The following is a 21,346-nucleotide window of genomic DNA, read 5'->3' on the forward strand; positions in this document are numbered from 1 at the left end:
AGATCGGATATGACCGAAACTTCGTCTCAGCCGGTACCCCAAAAAGCAAAGTCCAACCTGTTTCAGCAACTGGAACTGGATATGCGGCTATTGGGCATGATCGGCGCCTTCATCATCCTGTGCATCGGCTTCAACATCTTTACGGACGGCCGCTTTCTGACGCCCAGAAACCTGTTCAATCTGTCGATCCAGACCGTCTCGGTCGCCATCATGGCCTGTGGCATGGTGTTCATCATCGTCATGCGCCACATCGATCTGTCGGTCGGCGCACTTCTGGCGACAACATCTGCCGTCATGGCGATGACACAGACCGAGCTGTTGCCGAACGTGTTGGGGATGGGATTGAACCACCCCGCGACATGGGCGATCACGTTGGTGGTGGGTCTTGCGGTCGGGACAATGATCGGTGCGTTCCACGGTTGGATGGTGGGGTATCTGACCATCCCAGCCTTTATCGTGACGCTTGGTGGGTTTCTGGTCTGGCGCAACGTTGCCTGGTACATGACTGACGGCCAGACAATCGGCCCGCTGGACAGCACGTTTCTGATGTTTGGCGGCACCAACGGAACCTTGGGAACAACCGTCAGCCTCCTGTTCGGCCTTGCCGCCACCGCTATCGCGATCTGGGCGTTGTGGAGCGGTCGCCGGTCCAAAGCGGCTCATGGGTTCCCTGTCAAGCCAGTCTGGGCCGAAGCGACACTTGCCGGGATCGTTGGCATTGCCATCATGGGCTATGTCTTTATCGTCAACAGCTATGCCATCCCGACACGTCGGCTTGAACGCATGTTCGAAGCGCGCGGCGAGACCATGCCGGAAGGGCTGGTTGTGGGATACGGCATCCCGATTTCGGTCCTGATCCTGATCATTGTGGCGGTGACGCTGACCGTTGTGGCCCGCAAAACCCGCTTTGGACGCTATATCTTTGCAACTGGCGGCAACCCGGATGCAGCCGAATTGTCGGGCATCAACACCCGTTTGATGACCGTCAAGATCTTTGCCCTGATGGGGTTCCTGTGCGCGCTGTCGGCGGTCGTGGCCTCGGCCCGTCTGGCCAATCACTCGAACGATATCGGAACGCTGGATGAGCTGCGCGTGATTGCCGCCGCCGTGATCGGTGGAACGGCGCTGTCCGGCGGCATCGGAACGATCTACGGCGCAATCCTTGGCGCGCTGATCATGCAGGCGCTGCAATCCGGCATGGCCATGGTTGGCGTGGATGCGCCGTTTCAGAATATCGTCGTCGGCACCGTCCTGGTTCTGGCCGTCTATATCGACATCGTCTATCGCAAACGTCTGGGGGCGAAATGATGCAAGCACAAGAAACACAAAACCGGGCTTCGGGTCGCGGATCGGGCCAGCCTCCGCTGGTGGAAATGCGCGATATCTCGATTTCCTTCGGGGGCATCAAGGCGGTAGACCATGTGTCGGTTGATCTTTATCCGGGCGAGGTCGTGGGCCTTCTGGGGCACAACGGGGCCGGCAAATCCACCCTGATCAAGGTGCTTTCGGGTGCCTATCAGATGGACCACGGCGAAATCCTGATCGACGGCAACAAGGTCGAGATCAACAATCCCCGCGACGCGCGCGCCAACAATATCGAGACGATCTATCAGACGCTGGCGCTGGCGGATAACCTGGATGCCAGTTCGAACCTGTTTCTGGGCCGCGAAATGGTCACGCCCTTTGGTTTGGTCAACGACGCCGCGATGGAGGCGGAATGCCGCAAGATCATGGCACAGCTGAACCCGAACTTTCAGAAGTTCAACGATCCGGTCTCGGCCCTTTCGGGTGGTCAGCGTCAATCGGTGGCCATCGCGCGTGCGGTGTACTTCAACGCCCGTATCCTGATCATGGACGAGCCAACGGCTGCGCTTGGCCCGCATGAAACACAGATGGTGGCGGACCTGATCCAACAGCTCAAGGCGCAGGGAATCGGGATTTTCCTGATCGACCACGATGTGCACGCGGTGATGGAATTATGTGACCGGGCCTCGGTCATGAAGAACGGGCAACTGGTTGGAACGGTTGATATTGCAGACGTCACCGATGACGATCTGTTGTCGATGATCATTCTGGGCAAAAAGCCCGGTGAAAAGACGGAATGAGGTAAATGAAATGACGAGCGGTTTTTTTCAGGGAATTGAAAAAGTCCAATTTGAAGGCGAGGACAGCAAGAACCCGCTCGCGTTCCGTCACTACAACCCGGACGAGATCATCTTGGGCAAGCGCATGGAGGATCACCTGCGGTTTGCCGTGGCGTGGTGGCATTCCTTCGCCTGGGAGGGTGGAGATCCCTTTGGCGGCCCCACTTTCGAGCGCCCTTGGCACCCACAAGATGATATGGGCCGCGCCAAGATGAAGGCCGATATCGCCTTTGAAATGTTCCAGATCCTCGGACAGCCCTATTTCTGCTGGCATGATGCCGATATCCGCCCTGAGCAGGGGAACTTTGCCGACAATCTGCGCACTCTGAACGAGATCGCCGACTATATCGGTGAAAAGATGCAGGCGTCCGGTACCAAGCTGCTGTGGGGCACGGCCAATATGTTCAGCCATCGTCGCTGGATGGGAGGGGCCAGCACGAACCCTGACCCGGATGTCTTTGCCTTTGCCGCCGCCACGGTGAAATCCTGCATGGATGCCACCCACAAGCTGGGGGGCGAAAACTATGTGCTTTGGGGCGGACGTGAAGGGTACGAGACGTTGCTCAACACCGATATGAAAACCGAACTGGATCACATGGGCCGGTTCCTGAACATGGTGGTCGAGTACAAGCACAAGATCGGATTCAAGGCTGCAATCCTTGTCGAACCCAAGCCGCAGGAGCCATCGAAACATCAATATGATTTCGACGCCGCCACCTGCATCGGTTTCCTGCGCAAATATGGGCTTGAGGATGAGGTCAAGCTGAACCTTGAACAGGGGCACGCGATCCTGGCAGGTCACAGCTTCGAACACGAAATCGCTGTGGCTGCGGCCGAGGGGATGCTGGGATCCATCGACATGAACCGGAACGACTATCAGTCAGGATGGGATACGGATCAGTTCCCCAACAACACGCCCGAGGTTGCGTTGGCCTATTACCACATCCTGAAAGCGGGCGGGTTCACAACCGGCGGCACCAATTTCGATGCCAAGCTGCGCAGGCAGTCGATTGATGCCGAAGATCTGATCGCCGCGCATGTGGGCGGTATGGATATCTGTGCCCGGGGCCTGAAAGCAGCGGCAGCGATAATGGAAGATGGCGGACTGGAACAGGCGCTGGCTGATCGGTACGCGGGCTGGAATACGCCCGAGGCGCAGGCGATGCTGACCTCTGGTCTTGACGAGATCACCGCACGGGTTCTGGCCGAGGATCTCAATCCAAAACCGCGCTCGGGGCGTCAGGAAATCCTCGAGAACTACGTGAACCGTTTTGTCTGATCCCTGTGGGTTACGCCGGTCCGTAAAATAACTTGTGTACAATGCCCCGGAAACGCGTGAGTTTGCTTCAGCGTTGGCCGGGGTTTTTCCTGGCCGAGCGCAACGGAATCAGAGGCCCGTCCGGGTCGAACAGGTGGGGCGAACTGGGTTTTGGCGGATCGATCGGCAGGCAAAGCGGTGTTTTTGAGCGGCAGCCTGATGCTGCATGTGACCCGCATGTCGCTGACCACCAGCATTGGCCTGATGGCCATTTTTGCCGTCGACTTTGTCGATATGATCTTCATCTCGATGTTGGGCAAAGACGCCCTTGCGGCGGCAGTGGGCTATGCCGGTACGCTGCTGTTCTTCACCAACGCGATCAATATCGGATTGTCGATTTCGGCCGGGGCGCTGGTTGCGCGCGAACTCGGGGCCGGGCGGGCTGAACAGGCAAGGCATTACGCGTCCAGCGTGGCCGTTATCGGGCTGATTGCCGGGCTGATGACATCGGGCCTGGTCTTGTTGAATCTCAGTTACCTGCTGTCGTTGCTTGGCGCAGAAGGTGAGGTTCTGAGGCTGGCGACGCGATATGTGTCGATCATCCTTCCCACCATGTGCGTGATGTCGATTGCGATGGCGGCAATGGCGGTGCTGCGCGCCCACGGCGATGCGCGACGGTCGATGATGGCAACGATTTACGGCGGTGTGGTGAATGCTGTTCTGGATCCGATTTTGATCTTTGCTATCGGGTTGGGGCTGGACGGGGCCGCGATAGCCTCGGTCCTGGCGCGGCTGTGCATGTTGGGGGCGGCATTGTGGCCCGCGCTGCGGGTGCATCGGGGATTTGCACGCCCTTCACTGAAGCAGGTAGGACAGGATTTGCGCCCCGTGCGGGCAATAGCAATTCCAGCTGTTCTGACGAATGTCGCCACGCCGATCGGGAATGCCATCGTGGTGCGGGAGATCGCGCAATATGGTACGGATGCGGTTGCGGGCATGGCTGTGATTGGGCGTCTGTTGCCAGTGGCGTTTTCGGTCATCTTCGCGCTGTCTGGCGCGATAGGGCCAATCATCGGGCAGAATTTCGGGGCCGAAAAGTTCGATCGCGTGCGTGCTGCCTTTTTGGCTGGAATCAAGTTTACGGCCATTTATGTACTTTGCATGTCGGCCATTTTGTTTTTGCTGCGCGCACCGATTGCGGACCTGTTCGCAGCCGAGGGCGAAACCCGAAGTCTGATATATCTGTTTTGTGGCCCGCTGGCATTGGCTTCGTTCTTCAATGGTGTGATTTTCGTGACCAATGCCAGCTTCAACAACTTGGGGCACCCGGTCTATTCCACATGGATAAACTGGGGTCGCCACACAATCGGAACATGGGTTTTCGCGACGATTGGTTCACAGATCGCCGGGGCATCCGGCGTTCTGTTGGGTCAGGCCTTCGGAGGCGTCATCTTTGCGGTCATAGGTTGGGTTCTGGTCGCGCGGGTTGTGGCACGGTTGGAGCGCTCACAAGCGCTGGAGCCTTTTTCCGATCAAGGTCGACTCCATTCACTGTTCGGGCGTCGCGGATGGTGATCAGGTCGGATCAGTTCCCCTGATTGCGCGCTTCCAGCCGTTCCAGGTTGACCACGGTCGACAGCATCAGGCGATCATGGCTCCAATCCTGTGTTTGCTGTAGCGACGCAGACCCCAGTGCAAGAAGGGTGGCAAAGGTGAATGCCATCCCCAGAAACAGAGCGGGCAGGGTGGGCACCGTCGGTTGCGCATCAGTCAGCGCAAGCACGCGCTGGCGCAGCACACGCTTGGCCTTGCCGCCCGTCACAAAGGCAACATTCAGAACGCGGGGATTGTTAACCGAGATGGTACGTGCGCAATAATCCAGCAGGCACGCGGTGTACTCGCGCGCATCGATCCGTTTGCGGGCCACCACGGACTGGTCGCATGCCAGTTCACGCAAGCGGCCGAACTGATACTTGAGCATCAGATAGGCAGGGTTCCAGAACAACAGCGGGCGCAGCATTTCAAAGCCTAGTTCCCATTCCACGTCACCGGCCCGAACATGCTGAAGCTCGTGCGCCAACGCAAAGCGCAGTTCGTGCGGGGTATCCAGCAGGTGGCTTGGCAGAACGACATGGCGACGGCGCAATCCGCGCACGGCGAACGGTACGGTGATGCGATCAGAAAGACGGATGTCAACCTTGGCCGACTGCCGCCAAAGAAAGCTGGACTTGACTGTCTGACGGATCATTGCCGCATCCCGCAGCGCGCGGGCCGCAAACACGGCGGCGACCATAACAAGCAGGGTTGCAAGGGCAGTGATCACCGGCTGTTGCCCTGACAATGCAAGATCAACCCACCTTTCGCGGGTATTCAACAGGGCCTCGAACTGCGTGGCAGGCATGGCGATTTCGCCGCGCAGATAGGCGGCAACGGCGATGTCACCAAGCGCCATGGCGCTGCCCGGCCATGCGTAAGAGGCGAATGATGACACGCCGAACGCAAGAAACGGGCTGATCAGTACGCAAACGCACAGCGCCTTGAGCGCACGCAACTGCGCGACATAGCTGTGGCGCAGGGCTGTTCGGGTCAGGGCTGCGCGGGCCGCCAGCCAGATGACGGCTGACAAGGCCAGCACGATGTTGAGTTCGATAAACGTGTCGAGAACCGGTCTAACCGCTGTCATTTTGCAGTCTCCTTTCTACCAGCGCTCGAATTTCCTCAAGATCGGCTTCGCTCAGCCCCGCATCATCGACAAGCCGGGCCACCAATGTGGCGGGTGTGTCGTCGAACAGAGTGCGGGACAGGTTTTGCAGAGAACGGGCCTGATATCTGTCCTTTTCCAAAAGTGGCGTATAGATCAGGGTCTTTCCTGTCTTGCGGCTTTCCACAAAACCCTTCTCGTCCAGAATACGCAGGATCGTGGCGCCGGATGTGTAGGCCAGATTGCGTTCCGAAGGCAGGCGGTCAAGGACATCGCGCACCGAGCCTTGCCCGAGGGCCCAGAGCTCGTTCATGAACTCCAGTTCAACCTCGGTCAGCAAATTTGTTGTCTTTTTCTTTCGCATCGATCTCGGTGTTGTCATGTTTAGTATGCCTGACAGACAAGCATCCTTTCGCGATTTCTCAAAGTCTAAACTTTCCAGAACACAAAAACGCCCCAGCCGATAGACAGGAAAAGAGGTATCCAGACCGGTTGCCCGACAAGACCCAGCCAGGCAAGGAAGATATAGGCGGACCCCAGAAGGGTGATAAAAAGCCGATCGCCCAATGTGGTTGTCAGCCCCAGTACGCCGCGCCGTTCTATACCATCGCGATATTTGAAGCCCTCAAGAACGCCTATCACAGCGATAGCCGAAAAGATTCCGATGAATACGGCCAGTGTCGCCGGGGTCCAGGCCATCCAGAAATCGGGCCACAGTGGGGCCGTCCAGGAAAAGCCTTTTTCCTCTGGCTGGCCGACGCTGCCCCATCCGGCCTGCTGGGCAAAAGTGGTGGAAGGCAGGAAAAAGAGGGTGAGAAGAAGTTTGCGCATATCGAACCTCACACACGTCCCATCGCGAAACCACGCGCGATGTAGTTGCGGACAAACCAGATGACGATGGCGCCGGGGATGATGGTCAGGGTGCCAGCGGCGGCAAGCAGGCCCAATTCGTACCCCGCGCTGGATGCGGTGCGGGTCATCACGGCGGCGATGGGTTTGGCCTCGACCGCGGTCAGGGTCTTGGCCAGCAGCATTTCCACCCACGAGAACATGAAGCAGAAGAAGGCCGCGACGCCGACACCGGCTTTGATATTGGGCAGGAAGATCGTCACGAAGAAACGCGGGAAGGAATAGCCGTCGACATAGGCGGTTTCATCCAGCTCCTTCGGAATTCCCCGCATGAAGCCTTCCAGAATCCAAACTGCCAGCGGCACGTTGAACAGTGTGTGGGCTAGCGCCACGGCCAGATACGTGTCGAACAGACCGATGGAAGAGTAGAGCTGAAAGAATGGCAGCGCAAATACCGCAGCCGGAGCCATCCGGTTGGTCAGCAGCCAGAAAAACAGCTGTTTGTCACCGAGGAACCTGTAGCGAGAGAAAGCATAGGCAGCAGGCAGAGCGACACAAACCGAAAGTACCGTGTTCAACGTCACATAGGTGATCGAGTTGATATAGCCCCAATACCACGTCGGATCGGTGAAGATGGTGATGTAATTCTCTAGCGTAAAGGTCTGCGGGAACAGGGAAAAGCCCGACAGGATCTCGTTCGTTGTCTTGAAGGACATCGCCACCAGCCAATAGATCGGCAGCATCAGGAACGCGATATAGAGGATCGGGATAAGAGACCGCTTCTTCATTGCGCGTCATCCTTTGTCATCAGAGTGTAGAAGAGCCATGAGACCAGCAGCGTGATGGCGAAGTAGATCAGGCTCATCGCCGCCGCAGGACCGAGGTCGAATTGTCCCAGCGCGATCTTCACCAGGTCGATCGACAGCAGTGTGGTCGAGTTGCCGGGGCCGCCCCCGGTCAGTACGAAAGGCTCGGTGTAAATGTTGAAACTGTCCATGAACCGCAGCAGGACCGCGATGGTCAGAACCGTTTTCATCTTGGGCAGCTGGATGTACCGAAACACCGACCATGGGCTTGCGCCGTCGATCTTGGCCGCCTGATAGTAGGCATCCGGGATCGACACGAGGCCCGCGTAGCACAGCAACACGACCAGCGACGTCCAGTGCCAGACATCCATGACGATGACGGTGATCCAGGCCGAAAGCGGCTGTTGCGTCATGTCATAGTTGATGCCCAGAACGTCATTCAGGAAATATCCCAACAGACCGATCTGGGGCAGGGTAAAGATATTCCACATCGACCCAACGACGTTCCACGGGATCAGCATCGGCAGGGCCATCAGCACCAGGCAGACCGGAACCCAGAAACCTTTGCGCGGCATCGACAGGGCAACGATGATGCCAAGCGGCACCTCGATGATCAGGATCAGGAAGGTAAACAGGAACTGTCGTCCAAGTGCGGCCTGAAACCGGTCCGACCGCAGGATCTGTTCGAACCAACCCAGGCCCTCCCAGAAAAACTGGTTGTTGCCAAAGGTTTCCTGCACCGAATAGTTGACCACCGTCATCATCGGCACCAGCGCGTTGAACGCGACCAATGCCAGCACGGGCAGGACGAAGAACCAGGCTTTTTGGTTTTCTGTTCTCATCAGCTGCGCTCCTCGGTTGCGATCCAGCCGTCCCGATAGACGCGGGATTGTTCGGGTTTGAATTGAAGGAAAACCTGTGATCCGGGTTCGGGCACGCTGTGTTCGGTCACGGCCTTGAGAGCGGTATTGCCGACCATCGCGCTGACCACAAAGTGGCGACCGATGTCGGAAACCTTGGTCACATGCGCCGGGATGCCGGTCTCGCCAAATCCCACATATTCCGGGCGAATACCCAGATCGGTGCGGCCGCCATCACCGTGAATGGGACCTTCCAGTATGACTTCGTGCCCTTCGAACAGGGCGCGGTCGCCGCGCGCCTCGCAGGGCAGAACATTCATGCCGGGCGAGCCGATGAAATGGCCAACGAACGTGTGCTGCGGGCGCTCGAACAGTTCGACCGGCGTTCCGATCTGCACAACTTCGCCTTCCTGCATCACAACCACCTCGTCGGCGAAGGTCAGGGCCTCGGTCTGGTCGTGGGTGACATAGATCATCGTCGCCTTGACGCGCTGGTGCAGTTCTTTCAGCTTGGACCGCAGCTTCCATTTCAGATGCGGGTCGATCACGGTCAGGGGTTCATCGAACATCACCGCGTTCACGTCGTCGCGGACCAGACCGCGACCCATCGAGATCTTCTGCTTGTTGTCGGGGCTGAGGCCGCTGGCACGGGTGTTCAGCATGTCGGTGACATCCAGCATCTCGGCAATCTCGTCGACGCGGCGCTTGATCGTCGCCGGATCGACGCCGCGGTTCTTGAGCGGAAAGGCCAGGTTTTCGCCCACGGTCATCGTGTCGTAGATCACCGGAAACTGGAACACCTGCGCGATGTTGCGTTGATCAGGGGGCAGGGCGGTCACGTCGCGGTCGTCGAACAGGATCTGCCCTTCGGACGGGGTCAATAGGCCCGAGATGATGTTGAGCAGCGTGGACTTGCCGCAGCCCGACGGCCCCAGCAGGGCATAGGCCCCGCCATCGCGCCAGGTCACGTCGATTTCCTTCAGCGCATAGTCCTGCGGGCCTTGCGGCGACGGCATGTAGCTGTGTTTGAGGTTGGAAAGCTTGATCTGTGCCATGTCAGGCCACCCTTTTGCCGTCTTGGCCGAAATACCGGCAATGGGCCGGGTTCATGAAGAATGTGTGATCCTCGCCCACCTGATAGGGATGGACTCCGGCGGCCAGCGACACCCAGGCGTCCTCGCCATGCTGGAAATGCGCGCTGGAATCCGAGCCCGAAAGCTCGGTCACGATCACGCGGCCGGTCAGTTCCACGTCCGCGTCAGACGTACGGAACGGCGTCACACGATGCGGCCGCACCGCGACCATGTAATCTCCGTCGGCCATGTCGGTGACGGCCCAGCCACCTCCACCGGCCAGTTGCGCCTGCGCAGCGGAAACGGTGATGCGTGCGACATTGATCGGGGGGTCTGAAAAGACCCGCGCGGCGGCGATGTTCTCGGGGTTGCGATAGATGTCAGCGGTTGGCCCGAACTGGGTCACGCGGCCATCTTCCATCAGGGCGGTGTAGCCGCCCAGCAGCAGCGCCTCTTCGGGCTCGGACGTGGCATAGACCACCACGGCCCCGCGCCCGGCGAACAGCTCGGGCAGTTGCTCGCGCAATTCCTCGCGCAGCTTGTAGTCCAGGTTGGCCAGCGGTTCGTCCAGGAATACCGCGCGGCTGTCCTTGGCGATGGCACGCGCCAGCGCGGTACGCTGCTGTTGGCCGCCCGACAGCTCGTGCGGGCGGCGGTGCAGCATCGGGCGCAGTTGCAGCAGGTCGGCGGCCTCTTCCACGCGGCCCTCGATCTCGGACTGCGCCATGCCTGCCACGCGCAGGGGCGAGGCGATGTTGTCGAATACGGTCATATGTGGGTAGTTCACGAAGAACTGGTGCACGAGGCTGATTTTTCGCTTCTGCGTGTTCAGCCGTGTGACGTCCTGCCCATCCATCAGGACCTTGCCCGAGGCGATCGGGTCCAGCCCGGCCATCATCTTGATCAGAGAGGTCTTGCCCGAGCCCGTCGCGCCCAGCAGCACGTTGAAGTGGCCTGTTTGAAGGGTCAGGTTTGTGGGCTTGATATGGATGACGTTGCCGACCCTTTTGGTCGCGTCTTGAAGTTCGATCATGTCCGTGGGTTCCGGTCCTTCAGTGCAATGCACTGGTCTTGAAGTGGGGGTGCCTGATGCGGCACCCCCTGGGTTTCAACGGCTTACTGAGACTGCCAGCGCTGAACCAGTTCGTCATAGTTGACGGTCTGGCCTTGCGGCTTTTCGTTCTCAAGCTTGGCCTTGGGCGAACCCGGCTTTTCCAGCCAGAAAGACGGATCCTGCGGCTCGTTCAGGCGTGGACCACAGCCGCCGTAGACACCGGCGCTTTCATCCGCGGCCTGCATACGGGCCATGGTGATGTCCATCTCTTCGGCCAGACGGTCCATCGCCTCTTGCGGGGTGAAGGCGCCCGAGTTCACGTCACCGATCTGCTGCCACCAGATCTGGGCCAGCTTCGGATAGTCCGGCACGTTGATGCCGGTCGGCGACCATGCCACACGATCAGGCGAGCGATAGAACTCGACCAGACCACCCAGCTTGGGCGCGCGTTCGGTGAACGACTCGTGGTTGACCGAGCTGTCGCGGATGAAGGTCAGACCCACATGGGACTTCTTCACGTCGACAGTTTTGGAGGTCACGAACTGGGCATAAAGCCAGGCTGCCTGAGCACGATCCGCAGGGGTCGATTTCAGGAAGGTCCAGGAACCCACGTCCTGATACCCAACCTTCTGGCCTTCTTCCCAGTAGGGGCCGTGCGGGCTGGGCGCCATCCGCCACAGCGGCGTGCCTTCGTCATCCACGGTGTTGTTGCCTTCGGACTTCGGCTTCACCATGTCGGCAGTGAAGGCTGTGTACCAGAAGATCTGCTGGGCCACGTTACCCTGGCTCAGTGCCGGCAGCGACTGGTAGAAGTCATAAGACGCGGCACCCGGAGGCGCATAGGCCCGCAGCCATTCGTCCCATTTCCGGATCGCATAGACCGCAGCGGGACCGTTTGCAGCACCACCACGCGACACCGAAGCGCCAACAGGGTTGCAGGTGCCCGCTTCCATGCGGATGCCCCATTCGTCGACAGGCACACCGTTGGGTTCGCCCTTGTCGCCGGCACCGGCCATCGACAGCCAGGCATCGGTCATGCGCCAACCGAGGTCGGGCGCGCGCTTGCCGTAATCCATGTGCCCGTAGATCGTGGTGCCATCGATTTCTTTCACGTCATTGGTGAAGAACTCGGCGATGTCCTCATATGCGGACCAGTTGACCGGGACACCCAGATCATAGCCGTATTTTTCCTTGAACGCGGCTTTGTTGGCCTCATCATCGAACCAGTCCTTGCGGAACCAGTAAAGGTTCGCAAACTGCTGGTCGGGCAGCTGATACAGCTTGCCGTCCGGGCCGGTGGTGAACTGAATGCCCATGAAGTCATCCAGATCCAGCGTCGGCGAAGTTGTCGCCGCCCAGTCACCGTTCATCATGTCCGTCAGCGCATAGGCGAGCTGCAAACGCGAATGGGTGCCGATCAGGTCACTGTCGTTGACATAGCCATCATACAGGTTCCGACCCGTTTGCATCTGGGTCTGAACGGCCTGAACCACTTCACCTTCACCCAGAATCTGGTGGTTGACCTTGATACCGGTGATTTCCTCGAACGCCTTGGTCAGCACCTCGGATTCGTAGGAATGTGTCGGGATACCTTCGGACAGGACGTTGATTTCCATACCTGCGTAAGGCTGTGCAGCTTCGATGAACCACTGCATCTCGGCCATCTGTTCGTCTTTCGACAATGTCGATGGCTGGAATTCGTCGTCGATCCAGCGTTGTGCTGCGGCTTCGTCGGCCCAAGCAGGACCGTGCCCCGCAATGACGGCAGCCGCCGCCACTGCGGAAAGTAGATGTCTCCGCATCTGTCTCCTCCCAAAAATTATGGTTCTCCGGCAGAAACCGGATGCCGGACAGCATCAGCGATTTCTTGCGTATGTGTCAAACTAAAAATTTAGTAATTGACGTTCAGGCATCCCGAAAGAGGGGGGCTGAACTCATTTGCCAATTTTTGAATTCGCTGTAAGCTGGCATTGTTAATACAAAAATTACCGCTGAACCGTGCAGCGCGAATTACGAAAAACGACTTGGAACAGTGAGGATAAGCAATGTCCCGAAGTCTGTTGAAGTACACGCGTGTTCTGGAAATCGTCGGGGACACAATCAAGGTTCGAGTGCCAATCGGGGGCACTCGTGAACCGACTGTCCGGTTCAACGACCTCGCTGTGATCGAGACGGTGGATGGCCGAAAATCACTGGCCCAGACGATCTTCATCGACCGGGATGTCGTCACGTTGCAGGTGTTTTCCGGCACCAAGGGCATATCGACCGAAGCAACGGCGACCTTCCTCGGTCACCCGATGCAGACACCTTATTCGGACAATATTCTGGGCCGCGTCTTTGATGGCGCCGGTGTGGCAATAGATGGAGGTCCCGACCTGTCTGCGGAACCGCATATCGATATTGGCGGACCGACCGTCAATCCGGCGGAACGCGCGGTTCCAAACAGAATGATCCGCACGGATGTGCCGATGATCGACGTGTTCAACACATTGGTCGAGAGCCAGAAAATCCCGATCTTCTCGGTTTCAGGAGAGCCATTCAACGCGTTCCTCAGCCGAATCGGTATCCAGGCAGACGCAGATATCGTGGTCTTTGGCGGGCTGGGACTGATTTTTGACGACTACCACACGTTTCGCACCTCGTTCGAAGATGCGGGCGTGTTTTCGCGCACCGTCATGTTCGTCAACCAGGCGATGGATCCTTTGGTCGAACGTCTGCTGGTGCCGGACATGGCGCTGGCGGTGGCCGAGAAGTTTGCTGTGGAAGAGGGCAAGCGCGTGCTGGTCCTGCTGACCGACATGACCGCCTATGCTGACGCGATGAAAGAGGTTGGCATCAGTCAGGAGAGGGTGCCATCTCAGCGCGGCTATATGGGGGACCTGTATTCGCAGCTTGCGCGCCGATACGAGAAGGCCTGTGACTATGCCAAAGGCGGGTCGGTCACGGTTCTGACCGTCACGACCATGCCCGGAAATGACGTAACGCACCCGGTGCCTGACAACACCGGCTATATCACCGAAGGGCAGTTCTATCTGCATTCCGGTGTGATCGATCCGTTCGGCAGCCTGTCGCGCCTCAAGCAGAACGTGATCGGCAAGACCACTCGCGAAGATCACGGGCAGATCATGAACACGATGATCCGTTTCTATTCTGAAAGCCGCGATGCCGCGCAGAAACAGGCGATGGCCTTCGACCTGTCAGACTATGATCACCAGTTGCTGAAATTCGGCGGCCTGTTCCGGTCTCGGTTCATGGACATCAATGTTTCGATCCCGCTGGAAGAGGCGCTGGATCTGGGTTGGAAGACTCTGGCAGAGTGCTTTGCGCCTGAACAGTTGCTGATGAAGCAGGCACTGATCGACAAGTATTTCCCGAAGGATGCCAATGGCGCGGTTGCAGCTGAATAAATCGTCGCTTGCACGCGAACAGACACAGCTGAAAAGCTATGAGCGGTTCCTGCCGTCGCTGGACCTGAAGCGGCAACAGTTGATGGCTGAACGGGCCCGGGCCCGGGAAGAGGTCGACCGTCTTGAGCAAAAGGTGCAGGCACTGGTGCAACAGGTTGGTGAAAGGCTTCCGATGCTGGCCCAGCAGGGTGTCGTTCTGGATGGGCTGGTCACGCTCAGGGACTACAAGGTCAAAGAGGTCAATGTGGTGGGGGTCAAACTGCCTGACCTTGATCGGATCGACGTGGTGGTGCGCCCGTATTCCGTTTTGGCCAAGCCCCATTGGGTCGATGCTGCTGCGCTTTTGCTTCACGACGTCATCGAAGCGCGGGTGCGGGTGAAAATTGCCGAAGAACGGGTTCGCATCTTCGAAAGGGCGGTGGCCACCATTACCCAGCGGGTCAACTTGTTCGAAAAGGTTCTGATCCCGCGCGCCAAGGCCAACATCAAAAAAATCCGCATTTACCTGAGCGACGAACAGATGCAGGCTGTCGTGCGGTCAAAGATCTCGAAACGCAAGCACGCGCAGGAAGCTGTGACATGAGCGTTGCGCGTTTGAAAAAGATGTCCCTGATTGGGCCGGCTGCAAAAAAGGCGGACACGCTTGAGGCGCTTCAGACCCTTGGCTGCATGCATGTTTTGCCGCTTGTACCGCCGCCAAACGAACCGGAAAAGATCAGCGATCGTGGTGCAAGAGAGGCGTATAAGGCGTTGCGTTTCCTTGCAGAAGTGCCTGAACAACGCCGTCAGATCAAGCGCGCCCCGGATTTCGACATGGACCGTTTCGTGCGCGAGGTGACCGACCTCATGCAGCGCATTCGGGATACGATGGACCGGCGTGACTTTCTGGCCCATCGCATCGCCCAGGTGCGACCCTGGGGTGATTTGGATTTTCCGCCGAGCGATGCGCTGGCTGGCAACAGGCTGTGGTTCTATCAGCTGCCGCTGAAGCACCGGGATGCCCTGTCCGAGGTCAGATTCCCATGGGCAATATTGGCGGAAGACCACCGGTACCTGTATGCCGTTCTGATTTCACCTGACGAACCCGATGATGGCGTTCTTCCTGTTCCGCGAACGCATGTTGGCTCGCTGCCTGTGCACGAGCTTGAGGCCCAGTTGGAAGAGGCCGAGATCGCCCTCGAGGCGTTGGAAGCCGAACGCGTTGCGCTGACGCGCTATCTGACATTGATGCGCCGGAACCTGTCCGTCGCCGAAAGTGCCGCTGAGCTTGCTCATGCAACGCAGAAAGTGCGCGACGAAGAGGCAGTGTTTGCTTTGCAGGGGTGGGTTCCCGTGGATCAGGTGGAGACTGTTCTTGCCATGGCAAACGCCAAGGGCTCGACCGTACTGATTGAAGATCCGGGGCCGGGCGACACGCCCCCGACCTTGCTGGAGCAGCCTGAAAACCGCAGGGCCGCTGTCGATCTGGCGTTGTTCTATCAAGTGCCCGGATATCAGGACTGGGACCCCAGCGTCATCGTCTCGGCGTCCTTCGCGATCTTCTTTGCCATGATCGTGGCGGATGCCGGGTACGGTGCTGTCATCCTGCTGGCGGTGCTGGCCTTTTGGAGACGGATGGATGGCACGGCAGGTCAAAGATCCTGGCGTCTGTTCGGTCTGATCATCTCGGCTGTTACGATGTTTTACGGCGTCATGGTGGGCAGCTATTTTGGGGTATCACCGGCTGCCGGCTCGATTTGGGCAAGGCTCAAGGTGCTGGATTTGAACGATTTCGGCGCGATGATGATGGTCTCGATCGTCGTTGGCGTTATACACCTTGTCCTGGCCAACGCACTTGCGGCCCGCGCGGCGTGGGGGCAACGCAAGGCGGTTGCCAATCTGGGCTGGATTGCGGCCCTGATCGGCGGGTTTGTCCTTTGGCTCGGCTACATGAACGGCAAATCGCCGGTGCCGGGCGCGGCTATTCTGACCGCCGGCATCGTGGCGATTGTGCTGTTTTCCAGCGAGCGGGTCATCCAGAGGCCGATGGACTGGATCTGGCGTTTGATCGAAGGGTTTCAAAGCCTTGCCGGGGCGATGGGCGCGTTTGGGGATGTTCTCAGCTATATGCGCCTTTTTGCGCTGGGCCTTGCTTCGGCCTCGCTGGCGATCACGTTCAATGATCTGGCGGTGTCGGTCATGCAGGCTCTTAAGGGGCCGGGCATTCTGTTTGGGCTGCTGATATTGATCATAGGTCATGTTTTGAACTTCGCGCTCGCGATGATGAGCGGCGTCGTGCACGGCTTGCGTCTCAATTACATCGAATTCTTTAAATGGGGTCTGCCGGATGAAGGCATCATCTTTCGTCCGTTTGCCCGCAAGGAGGTTCAGGAATGAATGAGCTTGTTCTTACACTGGGTTGGCTGGGTATTTATGCGCCGATGGCATTGGGGGCTGCGGCCAGCGCCATAGGGTGTTCGATCGCCGGTATGGCCAGTATCGGGGCCATGACGGAAACCGAGGGCGGCTATGGCCGTTTCGTGGGTGTATCCGCGTTTCCCTCAACGATGGTCATCTATGGGATCGTCATCATGTTTACCCTGAACCGCGACGTGACGCCTGAAAACGCGGGCGGTCTGTTTGGCATCGGCATCCTGTCGGGCATCGCGCTGATGTATTGCGGCATCTGGCAGGGTCGGGCCTGTGCGGCTGCGATCAACGCGACCAAGGAAAAGCCCGAGATTTTTGGCCTTGCCCTGGCCCCCGCCGCAATCATCGAAGGGTTTGGTGTTTTTGCCTTCGTGTTTGCACTGGTCATTAGTGCGGGGATCAGCTGATGGCACAGAACGGAACGATTTCGCACGGCGTGGACGCCCTGATCGACAAATTGCGCAACGATGGGGTTGCCGCAGGTCAGGCCGAAGCCGAAAAGCTGCGCGCAGAAGCAAAAGCCGAAGCCGCGCGCATCGTGGCAGAGGCAAAGCGCGAAGCCGAGGAGTTGAAAAAGAAAGCCCGCACAGAGACCGACAATTACAGGGCTGCCGGGGAAGAAGCATTGAACACGGCGATGCGGGATGCCGTGCTGACCATGAAGGCAGGTCTGACGGATCGCTTCAAGGCAGATGTCGAACGCCTTGTAACCAAAGAGATGTCCGATCCCGAGCTTCTCAGGCAGATGATCCTCGAGGTGGTAGGCCGGGCCGGGACAGGTGCAAACCTGGACGGCAAGGTTTCCGTTATCCTGCCTGCCAGGGTCGCCACGCAGGAAGACATCAAGCAAAATGCCGATGACATTCAATCCGGCAAGCTGACGAAATATGTTCTTGGGCTGACCGCGAAGATGCTGCGCGAGAATGTCGAACTGCACGCAGCCGATGACGTGCAGGAAGGCATCCGCGTCCGCGCAGAAGATCAGGGTGTAGTTCTGGACCTGACGGATAAGGCGGTGGCGTCGCTGTTGATGGAGCATTTGCAGCCCCGGTTCCGTGCCGTTCTGGAAGGGGTCATCCGCTGAAATGTCAAAGCAGGACGCCTATATCGCGTTGATGTGCAGCCTTCCGGGTTCGGAACGGCTGTTCGTTGCCAGGCAGCCGCCCCTGTCACGTATCAGGCTGGACCGTCGATTGACGGCTTTGACACCGGAGGACAGCAGAGTTCTGAAGATCCTCGAGCATGCGTTGAGCTGGAGCGCCTACGACATGGATGTCACCGACGCTCAGGCGATCCAGCGCTGCAAACAAGCGATGCTGGACATCCCTCAGCCCACCTTGCGCAAGCTTTTCATGGAACGCATGGAACTGCGCTCGGTGGTCGCGGCATTGCGATTGAGAAAACGCGGAGAACCAGCGCCATCAGGCCCTTTCGGGGTCGGACGATGGAGCCGCCACATTCCCGCCAATTGGAGTGATCCCAGCTTTCGGATGGAACGGCTCATGCCCTGGATCAAAGAGGCAACCCAATTGCTGGAAAACGAAGATCCGCTGGGTCTGGAACGTCTGCTTTTGTCGATAAGCCACAAGCAGCTCAAGCGGCACGCGGCTCGTCACATGTTCGATTTCGAGGCGGTCGCCATTTATGTTCTGATCTGGAACATCTTCGACCGCTGGGCGCAAAGCAGCGCTGCGGAAGCCGCCAAGAGATTTGAGAAACTGGCACAACAGGCCATGGCCGATTTCGCTGAAGTCGATTTTGAGGGAGCAAGCGCATGACAGCCCCAATCTCAGCCAAACACTCATCGACCGCACGTGTCGTCCTGGTTCAGGAAGGGCTTGTGCGGATACAAGCCAATTCGGACACGACCGGCCACCCCGGTCAACTGGTCAAAAACGAAGTGGTTTACATATTGCCTTCGCGTTCCGGTCCCGGTGGGCGTCAGGAAAGGCTCAAAGGCGAAGTGCTGCGCGTACGTGGGGATATGGCGGACGTTCAGGTCTATGAAAGCACTGATGGGGTGGCGGTTGACGACCCGGTGGAGCAATCAGGTCAGCTTTTGTCGGTAGAGCTTGGTCCGGGGCTGCTGGGGCAGGTGTTTGACGGGTTGCAATCGCCTTTGCCCAAGGTGGCCGCCGAATTTGGAACCTTCTTGCCGCGCGGCGCAGATGTCGCGCCCTTGGATGAACATGCGAAATGGTCCTTTACGCCGTCGGTGAAGGTGGGCGATACGGTCACTGCCGGGGACAGCATCGGAACAGTGCCCGAAGGCCATCTCAGCCACAAGATCATGCTGCCGTTCAACTGGACCGGCGCGTACAAGGTGGTCTGGGTGCAAAAAGGCGCGGCCACGATCCATGACATCGTGGCCCGTCTGGAAGACGAAGACGGTGGCGAGCATACGCTGACGCTTTCGCAGAAATGGCCGGTTCGGCGACCACTGCCGGAAAATGTACTGAAGCGCGCGCTGTCCGAACGGTTGTATCCGACGGAACCGGTTCTGACGTCGCAACGACTGATCGACACGTTCCTTCCGATTGCGCGCGGCGGCACCGCATGTATTCCCGGTCCGTTCGGAGCGGGCAAGACCGTGCTGCAAAACCTGATCGCACGGAACGCGAAGGTTGATATCGTGATCGTCGTGGCCTGCGGCGAACGTGCAGGTGAGGTGGTCGAGACCATCGAGGAATTTCCGAAGATGACCGATCCAACCACCGGCGGCAGCCTGATGGATCGGACGATCATCATCTGCAACACGTCATCCATGCCGGTTGCCGCGCGCGAGGCGTCGATCTTCACCGGCATTACGTTGGGCGAGTATTATCGCCAGATGGGCCACGATGTCTTGTTGATTGCCGACAGCACCAGCCGGTGGGCGCAAGCCATGCGCGAGACCTCGGGCAAGCTCGAGGAAATTCCGGGCGAAGAAGGATTCCCGGCCTATCTGGAAAGCTCGATCAAGGGTTTGTACGAACGCGCCGGGGCGCTGAAAACGAATGATGGGGATCTTGGCAGCCTGACGCTGATCGGAACGGTTTCGCCTGCTGGCGGCAATTTTGACGAGCCGGTAACCCAGTCAACCTTGTCGACGGTCAAGTGTTTCCTCGGGTTGTCATCCGAACGCGCCTACAAGCGGTTTTATCCAGCGGTCGATCCGATGCTCAGCTGGTCCCGGTATGCTGACCAATTGTCCGACTGGTATGACAGGAACGCCGAGCCAGGGTGGACAGCCAAAGTGCGCACCCTTTTGGCCCTGATCGAAAAAGGCGAACAGGTCGATCAGATGATGCAGGTCACCGGGGAAGAGGGCGTCACACTTGACGACTTTGTAACCCAACAGAAAGCGTTGTTCGTCGATATGGTCTATTTGCAGCAGGACGCATTTGACACAGTCGATGCGACGGTGCCGCTTGAACGGCAGATAAAGACGTTCAAGCTTGTGTACGACGTGACGCAGTCCAGGGCGGTCTTTGTCGACAAGACCGAGGTAAGGCAGGTGTTCACGCAACTGACCGGGCTAATGAAAAACTTTCACTACGCGGCAGAAAACACACCCGAATACAAATCCACCTGGCAAAAGATCGAAAACCTGTGCCAGGAAAAGTTCGGAGTGTGATCAGGTGAAATGGTAGCCCGTAGGGGATAGCGTATTTTTTTAGTAGTTTCCCAAAGCTGACCAATTGCAAAATGCTCGGCTTGCAGCTTTTTTGTGGGAGCCGAGTAGCAAGCTTAGTTGATCAATAATTCACGAGGTATACGTGGTAGAACCATATTTTTTCTCGGGCCGAATTCTCCCCGAGAGAGCCCAGTTGTCCTTCCAATCGGATTTGACAGTACACCGAAAGGAGACTGACACCACCTTTCGGGCTGAAGTAAGTATTATCCTGAACCAGCTTGTAGTTCGCGTCCACTCAGAACTGGAATGGAACATTTTCGACCTTCGCAATATTGTACAGAATGCGGTTCGAGTGGATTTGACTGCACTTGGCTACCTATTGGGTAGAGGATACGAAATTGAAATAACTCGCGTGGTCAACCATTCAAAAGGCGTTGACTACGTGTACGGCATTGAGGTTCCTTGTATTTCAGAGCCTAGGGGCAAAATAGACGTAGATGCCCGACTTAGAAAGTTGCGGACTTTGTTTCTAAGCGAAGGCGGAATGTTCGTTTCACGTTGCTTCAACGACTTAACGAGCGCCATTCAGCATGCTGATGACAGTCCATTCTATTGTTATCGTGCTATTGAAGCTATTCGTCGTCACTGCGCAGTTTCGCACGGACTTTTGGATAAGGATCGGTCGACCCAGTGGCAGAAATTTCGAGAGGTAGCAGGTATAACTAAGGGTGAAATCAGCTTCATATCTGAAGCGGCCAAAGACTTACGTCATGGAGGATTACCAAATTTTTCAGAGAATTTTCGCGAGGACATTCTCACAAAAACTTGGGCAATCGTCGACAAATACCTCGACGCGTTTGAGTGATTGGGGCGTGTGTTATTGAGATCTGGAACCAAAAGCTTCTGTAATCGGTCACACACTTCTTTTTGAAACAGTATTCGGCATTGTGTGGGCCCCGCAAAGTCTATGAGGCACTCCGCCGTCGAAAATCAATTCACATTTTTTTGAATGATCAACTTATTCAAAAAACGGGAAACCCTGCGCCGGCTAAGCAGATACGCTCCATTTTAGTTATCATTTGAAATGGAAAATGGTAGCCCGTAGGGGAATCGAACCCCTCTTTCCAGGTTGAAAACCTGGCGTCCTAACCGATAGACGAACGGGCCAC

The 21,346-nt window shown here is 57.8% G+C and carries 20 protein-coding genes and 1 tRNA gene; 12 read left to right on the forward strand and 9 right to left on the reverse strand.

Annotated features, from left to right (window positions below; translation table 11 throughout):
* Positions 1 to 9 precede the first annotated feature (9 nt).
* From AC2FF8_RS19075 to AC2FF8_RS19090, 4 genes are all read left to right on the forward strand, one after another.
* Positions 10 to 1,308 carry a sugar ABC transporter permease gene (locus AC2FF8_RS19075; protein ID WP_171726624.1) on the forward strand — a complete coding sequence of 433 codons (1,299 nt, stop codon included), beginning with the start codon at positions 10 to 12 and terminating at the stop codon, positions 1,306 to 1,308.
* Positions 1,308 to 2,105 carry an ATP-binding cassette domain-containing protein gene (locus AC2FF8_RS19080; RefSeq protein WP_171614469.1) on the forward strand — a complete coding sequence of 266 codons (798 nt, stop codon included), beginning with the start codon at positions 1,308 to 1,310 and terminating at the stop codon, positions 2,103 to 2,105. The genes AC2FF8_RS19075 and AC2FF8_RS19080 overlap by 1 nt, the downstream gene beginning before the upstream one ends.
* A 10-nt stretch (positions 2,106 to 2,115) precedes the next feature.
* Positions 2,116 to 3,423 carry a xylose isomerase gene (gene xylA, locus AC2FF8_RS19085; protein ID WP_496880476.1) on the forward strand — a complete coding sequence of 436 codons (1,308 nt, stop codon included), beginning with the start codon at positions 2,116 to 2,118 and terminating at the stop codon, positions 3,421 to 3,423.
* A 198-nt stretch (positions 3,424 to 3,621) separates the two neighbouring features.
* A complete protein-coding gene (locus AC2FF8_RS19090; protein WP_496880482.1) occupies positions 3,622 to 4,977 on the forward strand; it encodes an MATE family efflux transporter in 1,356 nt (451 codons plus the stop codon).
* A 10-nt stretch (positions 4,978 to 4,987) separates the two neighbouring features.
* Here AC2FF8_RS19090 and AC2FF8_RS19095 read toward each other — a convergent pair whose 3' ends face one another.
* The 8 genes from AC2FF8_RS19095 to AC2FF8_RS19130 form a co-directional block, all read right to left on the reverse strand.
* Entirely contained in the window at positions 4,988 to 6,085 is a 1,098-nt protein-coding gene (locus tag AC2FF8_RS19095; RefSeq protein ID WP_496880477.1) for a M56 family metallopeptidase, read from the reverse strand.
* Positions 6,072 to 6,467, reverse strand: a complete 396-nt coding sequence (locus tag AC2FF8_RS19100; protein WP_170346648.1) for a BlaI/MecI/CopY family transcriptional regulator — start codon at positions 6,465 to 6,467, stop codon at positions 6,072 to 6,074. The genes AC2FF8_RS19095 and AC2FF8_RS19100 overlap by 14 nt, the downstream gene beginning before the upstream one ends.
* A 65-nt stretch (positions 6,468 to 6,532) precedes the next feature.
* Positions 6,533 to 6,934 (reverse strand): DUF2160 domain-containing protein, encoded by a 402-nt coding sequence (locus tag AC2FF8_RS19105; RefSeq protein ID WP_496873625.1) that lies wholly within the window; start codon positions 6,932 to 6,934, stop codon positions 6,533 to 6,535.
* Positions 6,935 to 6,942: 8 nt separating this feature from the next.
* Positions 6,943 to 7,740, reverse strand: a complete 798-nt coding sequence (locus tag AC2FF8_RS19110; protein WP_170346512.1) for a carbohydrate ABC transporter permease — start codon at positions 7,738 to 7,740, stop codon at positions 6,943 to 6,945.
* Positions 7,737 to 8,600 (reverse strand): carbohydrate ABC transporter permease, encoded by an 864-nt coding sequence (locus tag AC2FF8_RS19115; protein ID WP_257600416.1) that lies wholly within the window; start codon positions 8,598 to 8,600, stop codon positions 7,737 to 7,739. Before AC2FF8_RS19115 ends, AC2FF8_RS19110 begins: the two co-directional genes overlap by 4 nt.
* Entirely contained in the window at positions 8,600 to 9,673 is a 1,074-nt protein-coding gene (locus tag AC2FF8_RS19120) for an ABC transporter ATP-binding protein (RefSeq protein WP_496880478.1), read from the reverse strand. Before AC2FF8_RS19120 ends, AC2FF8_RS19115 begins: the two co-directional genes overlap by 1 nt.
* Before the next feature lies 1 nt (position 9,674).
* On the reverse strand, positions 9,675 to 10,724 hold the full coding sequence (locus AC2FF8_RS19125) for an ABC transporter ATP-binding protein (protein WP_170346515.1): 1,050 nt from the start codon (positions 10,722 to 10,724) through the stop codon (positions 9,675 to 9,677).
* A gap of 83 nt (positions 10,725 to 10,807) precedes the next feature.
* A complete protein-coding gene (locus AC2FF8_RS19130) occupies positions 10,808 to 12,547 on the reverse strand; it encodes an ABC transporter substrate-binding protein (protein ID WP_170346516.1) in 1,740 nt (579 codons plus the stop codon).
* 243 nt (positions 12,548 to 12,790) lie between these two features.
* Here AC2FF8_RS19130 and AC2FF8_RS19135 point away from each other — a divergent pair, with 243 nt between their 5' ends.
* The 8 genes from AC2FF8_RS19135 to AC2FF8_RS19170 all read left to right on the forward strand — a co-directional run bounded on the left by AC2FF8_RS19135 (position 12,791) and on the right by AC2FF8_RS19170 (position 21,042).
* Positions 12,791 to 14,152 carry a V-type ATP synthase subunit B gene (locus tag AC2FF8_RS19135; protein ID WP_257600418.1) on the forward strand — a complete coding sequence of 454 codons (1,362 nt, stop codon included), beginning with the start codon at positions 12,791 to 12,793 and terminating at the stop codon, positions 14,150 to 14,152.
* A complete protein-coding gene (locus AC2FF8_RS19140) occupies positions 14,130 to 14,735 on the forward strand; it encodes a V-type ATP synthase subunit D (RefSeq protein ID WP_170346518.1) in 606 nt (201 codons plus the stop codon). Before AC2FF8_RS19135 ends, AC2FF8_RS19140 begins: the two co-directional genes overlap by 23 nt.
* Positions 14,732 to 16,528, forward strand: a complete 1,797-nt coding sequence (locus AC2FF8_RS19145; RefSeq protein WP_496880479.1) for a V-type ATP synthase subunit I — start codon at positions 14,732 to 14,734, stop codon at positions 16,526 to 16,528. Before AC2FF8_RS19140 ends, AC2FF8_RS19145 begins: the two co-directional genes overlap by 4 nt.
* Positions 16,525 to 16,968 (forward strand): ATP synthase subunit C, encoded by a 444-nt coding sequence (locus AC2FF8_RS19150; RefSeq protein WP_152457528.1) that lies wholly within the window; start codon positions 16,525 to 16,527, stop codon positions 16,966 to 16,968. Before AC2FF8_RS19145 ends, AC2FF8_RS19150 begins: the two co-directional genes overlap by 4 nt.
* Complete coding sequence (locus tag AC2FF8_RS19155; RefSeq protein ID WP_496880480.1) at positions 16,968 to 17,645, forward strand: hypothetical protein; 678 nt, start codon at positions 16,968 to 16,970, stop codon at positions 17,643 to 17,645. The genes AC2FF8_RS19150 and AC2FF8_RS19155 overlap by 1 nt, the downstream gene beginning before the upstream one ends.
* 1 nt (position 17,646) lies before the next feature.
* Positions 17,647 to 18,339 (forward strand): hypothetical protein, encoded by a 693-nt coding sequence (locus AC2FF8_RS19160; RefSeq protein WP_425077999.1) that lies wholly within the window; start codon positions 17,647 to 17,649, stop codon positions 18,337 to 18,339.
* Complete coding sequence (locus tag AC2FF8_RS19165) at positions 18,336 to 20,177, forward strand: V-type ATP synthase subunit A (protein WP_496880481.1); 1,842 nt, start codon at positions 18,336 to 18,338, stop codon at positions 20,175 to 20,177. Before AC2FF8_RS19160 ends, AC2FF8_RS19165 begins: the two co-directional genes overlap by 4 nt.
* A gap of 142 nt (positions 20,178 to 20,319) precedes the next feature.
* Positions 20,320 to 21,042 carry a DUF8168 domain-containing protein gene (locus tag AC2FF8_RS19170; RefSeq protein ID WP_257600423.1) on the forward strand — a complete coding sequence of 241 codons (723 nt, stop codon included), beginning with the start codon at positions 20,320 to 20,322 and terminating at the stop codon, positions 21,040 to 21,042.
* 227 nt (positions 21,043 to 21,269) lie between these two features.
* Here AC2FF8_RS19170 and AC2FF8_RS19175 read toward each other — a convergent pair.
* Positions 21,270 to 21,344: transfer RNA gene (locus tag AC2FF8_RS19175), tRNA-Glu, on the reverse strand.
* Between the last annotated feature and the right edge of the window lie 2 nt (positions 21,345 to 21,346).

Source organism: Ruegeria sp. YTSA144, assembly GCF_059610125.1.